General features: G+C 68.9%; 10 protein-coding genes and 1 pseudogene. 6 read left to right on the top strand and 5 right to left on the bottom strand.

All coding sequences use genetic code 11. The features are described 5' to 3' along the window. Positions 1 to 183: 183 nt before the first annotated feature. The 3 genes from ACZ6ZQ_RS30025 to ACZ6ZQ_RS30015 are packed head-to-tail and all read right to left on the bottom strand — an operon-like array spanning position 184 to position 2,643. A complete protein-coding gene (locus ACZ6ZQ_RS30025; RefSeq protein WP_469771652.1) occupies positions 184 to 996 on the bottom strand; it encodes an amino acid ABC transporter ATP-binding protein in 813 nt (270 codons plus the stop codon). A gap of 7 nt (positions 997 to 1,003) precedes the next feature. Continuing rightward, positions 1,004 to 1,834, bottom strand: coding sequence for an amino acid ABC transporter permease (locus tag ACZ6ZQ_RS30020; protein WP_469771651.1), 831 nt, complete (start codon positions 1,832 to 1,834; stop codon positions 1,004 to 1,006). After that, a complete protein-coding gene (locus tag ACZ6ZQ_RS30015; protein ID WP_469771650.1) occupies positions 1,801 to 2,643 on the bottom strand; it encodes an ABC transporter substrate-binding protein in 843 nt (280 codons plus the stop codon). The genes ACZ6ZQ_RS30020 and ACZ6ZQ_RS30015 overlap by 34 nt, the downstream gene beginning before the upstream one ends. A gap of 142 nt (positions 2,644 to 2,785) precedes the next feature. Here ACZ6ZQ_RS30015 and ACZ6ZQ_RS30010 point away from each other — a divergent pair, with 142 nt between their 5' ends. The 4 genes from ACZ6ZQ_RS30010 to ACZ6ZQ_RS29995 all read left to right on the top strand — a co-directional run bounded on the left by ACZ6ZQ_RS30010 (position 2,786) and on the right by ACZ6ZQ_RS29995 (position 6,297). Continuing rightward, the gene (locus ACZ6ZQ_RS30010; protein WP_469771649.1) at positions 2,786 to 3,553 is read left to right on the top strand and encodes a nucleoside/nucleotide kinase family protein; all 768 of its coding nucleotides are present in this window, start codon (positions 2,786 to 2,788) and stop codon (positions 3,551 to 3,553) included. 41 nt (positions 3,554 to 3,594) lie between these two features. Continuing rightward, the gene (locus ACZ6ZQ_RS30005; protein WP_469771648.1) at positions 3,595 to 4,578 is read left to right on the top strand and encodes a phosphotransferase family protein; all 984 of its coding nucleotides are present in this window, start codon (positions 3,595 to 3,597) and stop codon (positions 4,576 to 4,578) included. A gap of 335 nt (positions 4,579 to 4,913) precedes the next feature. After that, positions 4,914 to 5,765, top strand: coding sequence for a class I SAM-dependent methyltransferase (locus tag ACZ6ZQ_RS30000; RefSeq protein WP_469771647.1), 852 nt, complete (start codon positions 4,914 to 4,916; stop codon positions 5,763 to 5,765). Further along, positions 5,749 to 6,297: a nuclear transport factor 2 family protein gene (locus ACZ6ZQ_RS29995; RefSeq protein ID WP_469771646.1), complete on the top strand. Its 549-nt coding sequence runs from the start codon at positions 5,749 to 5,751 to the stop codon at positions 6,295 to 6,297. The genes ACZ6ZQ_RS30000 and ACZ6ZQ_RS29995 overlap by 17 nt, the downstream gene beginning before the upstream one ends. Before the next feature lie 248 nt (positions 6,298 to 6,545). Here the strand turns inward: ACZ6ZQ_RS29995 and ACZ6ZQ_RS29990 are convergent, their stop codons facing one another. Then, a complete protein-coding gene (locus ACZ6ZQ_RS29990; protein ID WP_469771645.1) occupies positions 6,546 to 7,601 on the bottom strand; it encodes a hypothetical protein in 1,056 nt (351 codons plus the stop codon). Positions 7,602 to 8,113: 512 nt separating this feature from the next. On the opposite strand from ACZ6ZQ_RS29990, the pseudogene ACZ6ZQ_RS29985 reads away from it, so the two are divergent. Further along, positions 8,114 to 9,328: pseudogene (locus tag ACZ6ZQ_RS29985) on the top strand (MFS transporter); the annotation flags it as partial. A gap of 295 nt (positions 9,329 to 9,623) precedes the next feature. Here the strand turns inward: ACZ6ZQ_RS29985 and ACZ6ZQ_RS29980 are convergent. Continuing rightward, positions 9,624 to 10,307 carry a trimeric intracellular cation channel family protein gene (locus ACZ6ZQ_RS29980; RefSeq protein ID WP_469771644.1) on the bottom strand — a complete coding sequence of 228 codons (684 nt, stop codon included), beginning with the start codon at positions 10,305 to 10,307 and terminating at the stop codon, positions 9,624 to 9,626. A 265-nt stretch (positions 10,308 to 10,572) separates the two neighbouring features. On the opposite strand from ACZ6ZQ_RS29980, the gene ACZ6ZQ_RS29975 reads away from it, so the two are divergent. Next, the gene (locus tag ACZ6ZQ_RS29975; protein WP_469771643.1) at positions 10,573 to 10,917 is read left to right on the top strand and encodes a hypothetical protein; all 345 of its coding nucleotides are present in this window, start codon (positions 10,573 to 10,575) and stop codon (positions 10,915 to 10,917) included. Positions 10,918 to 11,080: the final 163 nt, after the last annotated feature.

Below are 11,080 nucleotides of genomic sequence, written 5' to 3'. Positions count from 1 at the left end.
CCGAAAATCACATGGTTGCACGGTAATCAGAAGTTTCGCCAGATTGTTCTGATCCCGAGGCCGGCCGGCATGCTCCTCGCCGGGCATGCCCACGCCCGGCGCTCCGTGACAGTCCTCGGCTGGGTGCGGGGCGCCGCGTCGGGGCAGCCACGGCGTGAGCCCTCACAGGCCTGCCCCCAACGCTCAGGGATTCTCCTTGCGTACGTCCCCGTCGGTGCCACCCGGACGCGGGCCCGCCCCCGGCTCCTCCGCGGCCGCCGGATCCAGGATCCGGTTGAGGAAGTTCCTCGTCCGCTCGTGCCGTGGGTCGCCCACCACCTGTTCCGCAGGGCCCTGTTCGACGATGACGCCGCCGTCCATGAACACCACGCGGTCGGCGACCTCCCGGGCGAAGCTCATCTCGTGGGTGACGACCATCATCGTCATGCCCTCCGCGGCCAGCACCCGCATCACCGCCAGCACCTCCCCGACCAGCTCCGGGTCGAGCGCCGACGTCGGCTCGTCGAAGAGCATGACCTCCGGATCCATCACCAGCGCCCGGGCGATCGCCACACGCTGCTGCTGCCCGCCCGACAGCTGCGCCGGGTACGCGCCGGCCTTGTCGGCGAGACCCACCCGCTCCAGGTTCTCCCGCGCCACGGCCGCCGCCCGTGCCTTGTCCCGCTTCAGTACCCGCCGCTGCGGCAGCGTGAGGTTCTCCGTCACCGTCACATGCGGGAAAAGGTTGAACTGCTGGAAGACCATGCCGATCCGGCGCCGTACCGCATCGAGGTCGACATCGAGATCGGTGACTTCCGTACCGCCGACGAACACCTTCCCCGCGGTGGGCTCCTCCAGCAGGTTCACGCACCGCAGCAGCGTCGACTTGCCCGAGCCGGACGGCCCGATGACGCACACCACCTCGCCCCTCGCGATGTCCAGGTCGATGCCGCGCAGCACCTCGTTCTCACCGAACGACTTGTGCAGGCCCCGGATCTCGATCTCGTTCCGTGACATCTCGTCCTCACCTGGCCTTCTCGGTGCGGGCCTCGAGCCGGCGTACGACGAGACTGAGCGGAATCGTCACCAGCAGGTAGCACAGCCCGGCGACGAGGATGGGCGTCGAGTTCGCGGTCTGACTGGCCAGATCCCGGCCGAACTTGGTCAGCTCCCGCTCGTTCAGCGTGACACCGAGGAACAGCACCAGCGACGAGTCCTTGAACAGCAGCACCAGCTCGTTCGTCAGCGGCGGGATGACGATCCGGAACGCCTGCGGGATGATCACCGACACCATCGCCCGGGCGTGCGAGAACCCCAGCGAGCGCGCCGCCTCCATCTGGCCCTTGGGCACGGCCTGGATCCCGGCCCTGATCGTCTCCGCCATGTACGCGGCGGCGACCAGACCGAGACCGAGGGCGACCTTGCCGTACACGCCGCCCGGGATCTCCGTCCCCGGGAACGCCAGCGGCACCGCCACACCCACGAAAATGAAGATCAGCAGGGCCGGCAGACCGCGGAAGAGCTCGATGTAGACACTGGCGACCCATCGGTACGGTGCCACCGACGACAGCCGCATCAGCGCGATGACCATGCCCAGGACCAGGCCGAACGCGAAGCCGGACATCGTGTACACCACCGTGTTGCGCAGTGCGATGGTGATGATGTCCGGGAACAGCTCGCTCGCCAGGTCCTTCTGGGCGAACTGGTTCTGCAGCCTGTCCCAGTCGGCCAGCACGGCGACCAGGACCACCGCGGCGACGAAGACCGCGTACTGGATGCCCTGCGAGACACGGCGACGCTGCCGCCTGGTCAGCCGAGAGGTCACGACTGGCCCTTGGGCAGTGGCCCGATCCACTGCTCGTACAGCTTGTTGTACGTACCGTCCGCCTTGGCGTCCGTGATCGCCTTGTCGATGGCGGCCCGCAGCTTTTCGTTGCCCTTCTTCACGGAGAAGCCGTACTGCTCACCGGTCTCGATGTTCTGCCCGAGGACGAACGCGTCGGCGTTGGCCTGGTCCTTGAGCCAGCCCTGGACGACGGGATAGTCGATCACCACGGCGTCGACCTGTCCCGTACGCAGCCCGTTGAGCACGGCGTCGGAGCTCTCGAAGGCGACCGGGTCGAACCCCTGCGACTTCGCGTAGCTCTCACCGGTGGTCTCCGCCTGCGCGCCCAGCTTCGCGTTCTTGGCCTTGACGTCGGCGAGCGAGGTCACACCGCTCTTCTTGGACGCGAGCAGCGCCTGGGTGGCGTCGAAGTACGGGATCGAGAAGTCCACGTTCTTCTTGCGCTCATCGGTGATCGTCATGCCCGCGGCGGCGAGGTCGCACTCCCCGGAGTTCAGGAACGCACCGGTCTTGAAGTTCTCGAAGGGCGTGTCGAGGATCTTCTGTTCGACCTTCAGGTTCTTCGCCACCAGATCGATCAGCGCCACGTCGAAGCCGACGATCTTGCCGCCCTGCTCGAACTGGAACGGCGGATACGGCAGGTGCGTACAGGTGGTGAGCTTGCCCTTCTCGACGACGGGCACTCCGCCCGCGGCCTCACCGGGTCCCTCGCCTCCCGAGGAACAGCCGACGGCGAGCAACAGCCCGGCCACCGCGGCGCCGGCTGTCGCGAGGTTACGGATCGGGTGGGCGCGATGGCTGCCGGCAGTCCTGGACATGGTTGACCTCCATGGGCGCAGGTGACGGTGGACGGCACCGTCACTGATGATCGTAGCCACCCGGACAGCCATGCGAAAGATCGCGAACCGGTCCAGTCGACGCGGACTTCCCGCAGGTGAAAGGCGAAGATACGTTTACCCAATGACGTCGCAGGAAGCAGCAGTGCACCACTCGGTCTCGACCTGGCAGCAGCCGTGCCCCGCTCCGGCATCCCCCGAGCGAGAGGCGCTCGTGGAACACGTCGCACAGCGCGTCCTGGCCCTGGGCGGCGGCCGTCTGCTCGTGGGCATCGACGGCTTCACCGCCGCTGGCAAGACGAGCTTCGGACACGAACTGGCCGCAGGCATCAGCGCGGCGGGGCGCCCCGTACTGCGCGCTTCCCTGGACGACTTCAAGAATCCGTGGAGGGACCGGCACCTGTACGACCGGGAGTCGGGCGAGGGCTACTACCGCAACGCCTACGACTACGAAGCGGCCAGGCGGCTGCTGCTCGATCCGTGCCGCTCGCAGGAGGCGGAGTTCTGCGCCCTGTGCAGCATCGACCCGCTGACCCAGCGGGACCACTCCTCGACGAAGACGGCGGTGGCCGCGGACGCCGTACTGATCGTGGACGGCATCTTCGCGTTCCGCCCGGAGATCAACGACTACTGGGACTTCCGCGTCTGGCTCGACGTGGACGTGGAACTGTCCGTCCGGCGCGGCGCCGAACGGGACGGGGACGGGTGGGCCGGGTCCGAGGCCGAGTCGATCCACCGCAATCGGTACCTGGTCGCGGAACACATCTATCTCGATGAAGTCGAGCCGCTGCGCATGATGGATGTCGTCATCGACAACTCGGACTTCGCCGAGCCCAGGATCGTCGGCCCCGCAGGCCAACTGCCGCACGAACCGGTGCACGACAAGCAGTAGGGGGCTCAGCAGGTCCGACGGACAGGTCGTAGGCTGCCCGCATGACGCAGGGGCAGCCCGCACAGGTGAACGGAGCGGACATCGACGACCAGGGCTGGTCCTCCACCCGGGCCTGGGTGGAGAAGCACCTGCACCCGCAAGCCCGCGTCGACACCGCGGAACGGTTGCGTGGCGGCTGGACCTCCGACATGCGAAGACTGCGCGTCACAGGAGGGGGTGACCCCCACTGGCTGGTCCTGCGGTCCTTCGTCAAGCCGTTCTTCCTGCAACACGCCGAAGGACTCCTGACCCGCGAGGCGGACGTGCTGCGCCTGCTCGGGAACACCGAAGTGCCCGCGGCCGTGTTCCACGCACTCGACGCGACGGCGGCGCACTGCGACCATCCCTCGCTGCTGATGTCGCTGCTGCCCGGCACCGTACGACTCGGCGACGAGGGCGCCGGCCGGCGCATCGCACTCCTGGCCCGCCAGCTGGTCGCCATCCACCGGGTACGCGTCCCGGCCGACGCCCGCCCCCGCGCGTACCAGGCGTGGACCGCGCCGGACCGCGTACGGATCCCTGACGCCACCGGCCGGCCGGAGCTGTGGCAGCGCGCCGTGGACCTCATCCGCGACGACCCGCCGCCCTACACCGGCTGCTTCCTGCACCGCGACTTCCATCCCGGCAACGTGCTGTTCACCCAGGACGGCGACGGGCTCGCGATCTCCGGCGTCGTCGACTGGGTGGAGACGTCCTGGGGCCCCGCCGACCTCGACGTGGCCCACTGCTCCACCGCCCTCGCCCTCCTGCACGGCCCCCGCGCGGCGATGCGCCTGGCCGACCACTACCTCGCCGCGGGCGGCCGGCTGACCGACGATCCCGCCGCCCACCTGTACTGGCGAGTCCTGGACGCGCTCGCCTTCGCCCCGGACGCCGAGAAGGTCGCGGTGCCCTGGCGCGAACTGGGCCGCCTGGATCTGACTCCCGCACTGCTCACCCGGCGGCTGGAGGACTACCTCCAGGAGATCTTCCTCCGCTACGGCTGAGCCCGCCATGAGCCCGGCGTCCATGGCCGGGGCGCGGGGCGCGCAACGGCACCCCGGCGCGGAGGAACGGCAACCGGGGGACCCGGATGCCCGCCGCTCGGCGCGCCTCGGCCACGCGTGGCCCGGCGGGTCCAGGATCGACGGGACGGCGGCCCCAGATCAGGTATCCGGGCGCCGGTCCCGGGCCATCGGCGAGTTCCTTGCCGCCGCTGCCCCCGCGGCAGAGTGAGCATTCCACTGACGGCACTGACGGCACTGACGGCACTGACGGCACTGGACGGCATCGACGGCACTCAGGCATTGACGGCGTGTACGGGATGGACGGCGTTGACGGGATGGACGGCACAGGCGGTGACACGAGTCGCGAAGGCCGCTACGGCGAGGCGGTGTTCCGGCCGGAGCAGCCGGGCGAGGACGACCGCATCGACCTCGGCGCCCTCACCTACGACGACATCACCCTGACACGGCTGACGCTGCTGGGCGCCGGTCCCGGCTGGCACTGCCTGGACGTGGGCGCCGGAACCGGCACGGTCGCCCGCCGCCTCCTGAGCCAGGCCCATGTCGCGGCCGTGCTCGCCGTCGACCGCGACGTACGCTTTCTCACCGGCCGTCTCACCGGCCGTCCCACCGCCGGGCTCACCGCCCTTGAGGCGGACATCACCGACCCGGACTTCGATCCCGGCCAGTTCCAGCTGGTCCACGCACGATTCGTCCTCATGCACCTGCCCTCCTGGCACCACATGATCGGCAGGCTCGCCGGCCTGGTCGCCCCCGGCGGTGTGCTGGTCCTGAGCGACGCGATCGACCTCACCACCGCCGCCGCGTCCGCCGACACCCCGTACACCCAGGTGATGCGGGCGATGTGGCAGGGACTGCGGGACTCCATCGGCACCGACATCTCCTGGGTGCCGGACTACCCGCAGCTCCTGCGGGCAGCGGGACTCGCACCCGTGGCCGCCGAGATCCATGTACCTCCGCTGCTGCCGGGCAGCCCCATCAACCGCTTCTGGGCCGGGACTTGGGACCGGGCGCGGGAGCGGATCGTGGCCACCGGCCTCGTCGACGACGCGACGATCGACAAGGCGATTCGCGGGCTCGACTCGCCCGACTGCGCCGCGCTCTCACCAGGAATGATCACCGCTTGGGGATGGAAGCCCGAGGAGGCCGCCGATGACCACCGCCCCTGACCCCGCGGAGCTGGAACGCGTCTGGGAGCTCCACACCAGCAGCGAGTTCAGCACGCTCGACGTCGAGACGACGATGTCCACGATGACGGACAGCCCAGTCGTGCTTCACGTCCCCACAGCCATGGGCGCCCGGGGCCGGGCGGCCGTACGCGACTTCTACCGGCGGTGGTTCATCGGACACAACCCACAGGACTTCACGATCACACCGCTGACCCGCACGACGGGCCGCGACCGCATCGTCGACGAAATGCTCGTCTCGTTCACCCACGACATCCCGGTGCCCTGGATCCTGCCGGCGATCCCCCCGACCGGCCGGTCCGTCAGCATCGCGGTCATCGCCGTCGTGTCCTTCGACGGGCTGCTGATCTCGAGCGAACACATCTACTGGGACCAGGCCTCGGTCCTCGCCCAGGCCGGACTCGTCGAAGCCGGGACGCTCTCGGACCTCCCGGTCGTGACGGACCAGCGGGCCACCCTGAACGACGGCCCCCTCAACCAGCTGATGGAAAGGGGCAGCCGCACGCGGACATGATCGGCAGGACGCTGAAGAATGCGAACCGACGGCCGGCGGCCGACCGGCTGCGGGAGGTGCTGTCCCTTCCTCGTGTCTGTGGTGAGGACCCCCCCCCGCGGCGTCCCACCGGGAGGCATTCGAATGCGTTCGATTTTAGTGGCCCGCTACCGCGTGGTTCGAGAGCACGGCACGAGGGTGCTGGAGAGAGTGTTCTCACTGGTCTGTTCGCCCACGTGGCGCCCGGGGTGCCGGCTGGCCGGTTTCGATCAGGGCGTGTATCCGCCGGTGACGATGTAGGCGCCGTACTCGAAGGACGCGGCGGCCAGCAGAGCCAGCGCGATTGCCATGGCCGCGGGTCTGGCCTTGGCCAAGGTGGTGGCGAGGGGGATCAGGAGAGTGAAGGCCGGCAGCAGGAAGCGTGGCTTGCACTGGATGAACCCGCTGGTGCCCATGGCGATGACGGCGGTGGCCAGGGTGTAGATCACCAGGGACAGCGGCGGCCGGGAGCGGAGGAGGAGGGCGAGCAGGACAACGCAGGCTGCGACGACAATGACGGATACGGTCAGGATGGGTGCCGACCAGGTCCCGTCGACGACGCTCGTCACCGCCTGGAACGTCGAGCTCCCGAAGTCGAAGTGGGTCTTCCAGTCCTTCTGCACCTGGAAGTATCCGAGTGCGTGGCCGGTGCGGGCGCCCACCCAGATCAGGTAGCCGAGCCAGCCCAGTGGGGCGAGGGCAATGGTGGCATAAGTGCGCCGGTTGCGGGGGGCGGCCAGCGCTGCAGTGATCACGACGGCGGCGACCATGGCGACCCCCAGCGGCCGGGTGAGGCCCGCTGCTACTGCCAGCGCCGCGGCGGTCAGCGGCCGCTCGCGCACCAGGGCGTACAACGACCAGGCGCACAACGCCGTGAACAGGGCCTCGGGATAGGCCATCAACTGCACGAAGGCTTGCGGCAACAGTGCCCACAAGGTCACGAGAATCAGTGCGGCATCCCGGTTGTACAGATGTGCGGCCAGGGCATGAATCCCCCAGGCGGCGATGCACGAGGAGACCCAGGTGACCAGCAGCCCGGCGCCTACCACTCCGAGGGGCAGCAGCGCGTCGACCGCGTGGACCACGCCTGGGTAGAGCGGAAAGAAGGCCAGGTCCTGCAGTCGGCCGAGAGGACCGCCTCCGTAACCGGGAATGAGGTCGGCGTGCCCGTAACCGTGTTTGGCGATGCCGAGGTACCACTGGGCATCCCAGACGTAGCCGAGGAGCGAACTCAGACTCTTATGAGGATCGTGGGACTTTAGTGAAATCCAGGCGATCGCAACCATCTTGCAGGAAACAAAAGCGATGAGCGCTGCCTCCGCCTGCCGGTAGGAGCGTGCAACGCGTACACCCAGCGTGCGTGCCGTTGTCCGTTCAGGGGAAAACCGAGTCTGGGGACATGTTTCTGCTGTCATCCGCTGATCCTCGAGAATCCGATCCCATCTGAGGGAGAATGATCCTTCAGGCTTCCCCGAACAAAGTCAAACATCAACGAAATGCCGGATGCGTGGCTGGTTCGCCACGAATGACGGCGAACAGGGCTGGAGCTACGAGCGCAGGTCTCATTGCGCCAGACATGTGCGAATCGGGGTACTGAAATTGAACGCGTGATGTCGGAAATCTGATCCGGCACCCTTCAGTCCCATGCCGCTCTCCATGCCGGTCCAGTCGGTCCAGCCGGTCCATACTGGTCAGCCTGACTGGTTTGGCCTGATAGCCGTGTCGCTCGTACACGCCGTCACGCGTGTGGCCCGCGGCCGGGTGCCGGTCGGCGCGGGCCGCGGGACAGTGGGACGACATGGGCAACCTCGGGGAACTGACGTCCCGGCAGCGCGCGGCCATGGTCGCCACCGTGACCGCGAACGCGTTGCTGTTCTCCAGCCTGACCAGCATCATCGTCGCGCTCCCCGCCATCCAGCGGGACTTCGGCATCGACAGCTCCACACTGCACTGGGTGATCGTCGCGGCGCTGCTGCCCCTCTGCGCCGTGGCGGTGGTCAGCGGCCGGCTGGGTGATGTCGTGGGGCGCCGCCGGGTATTCCTCCTGGGCATGATCTGCTTCGGGGCGGGCTCGGCGCTGTGCGCGATCGCCCCGGGCGGAACCTTCCTCGTGGCGGCCCGCGGCGTACAGGGCCTGGGCATCGCGCTGGCCGTGCCGCTCGCGCTGGCGAACCTTACGGCCGCACTGCCCGAGCACAGACACGGATGGGCGATCGGTGTGCAGACCGCCGTCACCACGTGCTTCGGCATCGCGGTGCCGCTGGGAATCGCCCTGCTGGTGGAGTACGCGAGCTGGCGGTGGGCCTTCGCCGCCACCGTCCCGGCAACCGCTCTGGTCGTTGTCCTCAGCCTCCGGTATCTGGCCGAGACCCACGGGCCCGCCGGGGCGACGATGGACGTGGCCGGCTGCGCACTCATCGCCTCCGGCCTCACTCTTATGGCCTTCGCCTGCGAGCGGTCCTCGGACTGGGGCTTGGCCGTACCCGGCACCCTGCTCCCACTGGCCGCAGGCCTCGTGCTGCTCACCGCCTTCGTCGCGGTGGAGCGCCGGGCCGCCGACCCGCTACTGGACCTCAGGCCGCTGCGCAGCAGGGCAGTTTCTGTCCCGATGGCCGCCCTGGCACTCATCCAGTGCGCATCGCTCGCTCTCGTCATCTACGTGACGCTGTACCTGCAGCACGTCCTCGACCTGGGGGTCCTGCGGACAGGCCTGCTGCTCATCACCACCAGCCTGGGCACCATCGCCCTCTCGCCGGTCGTCGGACGGCTCACCGACCGCGGATACGGCACGTGGCTGCTCGTCACCGGCCTGGCCCTGCTGGGCGGGTGCCTGCTGTGGCTCGCCCACGGCGTGTCGATGCACCAGGGCGCCCTGCTCGTCCCGGCCCTGTTGGTCTTCGGCCTGGCACCACCACTGGTCTACCCATCGGCCACCGCACTGATCATCGACGCTCTGCCCGAATCCGCGCGAGGAGTCGGGGCGAGCCTGTCGGTCCAGAGCCGCCAGATCGGTGCGACGATCGGGCTCGCGCTGATGAACGCGCTGTTCACCACTGCCGAATGGCGGGAACGGAACGAACTGCTGAAGCGTTCCGGTGCCGACTTCACCCCGGAGGAGCATGGCGCCCTCGATGACGCACTGTCACGGGAGCAGGCACCGTCCGATCTGCTCGCCCGGCTGCCCGGCACCTCGCAGGACCGGGTCCGCGCCGCCGCCGACGATGCGTTCGTCACCGCCCTTGAGGTCAGTTTCCTGACCCTGGCCGCGCTCATCCTGCTCAGCGCGCTGCCGGCGCTCGCCGCCTGCCTCAGCCGACCTGCTGCGGGACCTCACCTGGCGCGGCAGGTTCCCCGCTCTTCCGGGCCAGTGGGCCGCGCCAGCCGTACCGCAGCGCCAGCAACCGCAGGACGAAAGTGGCCAGCATGGCGGCGCCGCTGCTGATCGGACCCAGCAGACCGAACTCGAGCAGCACCGCCACGGTGCCCGCCCCGAGGACGGCCGGCAGCGCGTACATCTCGCGGTCGCGGCGCAGCAGCGAAGGGATCTCCATCGCGAGGAGATCCCGGAGCACTCCGCCACCGACCGCGGTCGCGATCCCGATGGCCGCGGCATGGAACGGTTCGATGCCCCACACAGCCGCCTTCACCGTCCCCGAGACGGTGAACAGGCCGAGCCCCGCCGCGTCGACGACCTGGACCGCTCCACTGATGCGGTTGACCACCGGATGCAGGAAGAAGACCACGGTGCCCGCGATGATCGGCGTGATGAAGTAGCCCATGTCCCGGAAAGCCGCAGGAGGGACATCGCCGATGACGAGGTCGCGGAACACCCCGCCGCCCAGTGCGGTGATCTCGGCGAGGGCCATGATGCCGAAGACGTCGAATCTCATCCGGACAGCCACCAGCGCCCCGGTGACGGCGAAGATGAAGATGCCCGAGAGGTCCGCCACCAGGTGCACCGAGTGACCGAAGATCTCGTACACGTGCGACACTCCGGATCTCTTCCTGCTCCGAGGTCTCCGGAGGCTCCGCCATTCGGGCGACGCGCTGAACACCGCTGGTACGAGGAACCCGTTGTCCTGCCCTCGTGGCCCTCGCTCGGGGTGTGTCTCGTTTCCGTGGACCGTCCGGGGCGCCGCGGGGATGGTGTGACGACATGCCTTTTACGGTGTTCGGGTGAGGCGTGTTCCGGGGTGCAACCAGCCGGGGCTCCAGTGCGCCTTGTGTGGTGTCAGTGACACAACCTGGGAGGCTTCCATGAATGCTGAGCCCCTTCTCGCGATGCCGTCGGCGATGCCGGAGACCGGGATGGATCCCTACCGATTCCCCGGCACGCGCGACTGCGACGGCGACTGGCTTCACAGCGCGGTGGCGACGGGCGAGGACGAGCTTCTGCCGCCGCCCGACCCGAGCAGGCGAGTGCCCCTCGCGCTGGCAGCGCCCGACCGGCGCCGCCTGGATCTGCACGTCGCCCTGACGCGGACAGGAGTCGCGCCGCTCCCCGGCGACCTCGACGCCATCAAAGTCCTGAGCGCGCTCGACGACACGACGATCGCGACGATCCTGCGCTGGATCACCAGCCCCAGCCCGAAAGCGGCATAAGGCTGCTGCGCGCACCGGCCGGACTCTGTACCTCCACCAGCCCCGACCCGGTAGCGCAGCCCCCGCTCCGCCCCGCCCCTGGGGACCGATCGTGAGCAGTCGAGCGCCCGTTGCGGCGTCGACCGTTCGGATCGACCTCGACTGTTCGGATCGAGGTGCTCCA

It is taken from the genome of Streptomyces sp. NPDC053673 (assembly GCF_055585225.1).
The sequence above is the reverse complement of the archived record's forward strand: the minus strand, read 5'-3'. Positions and strand labels throughout refer to the sequence as shown.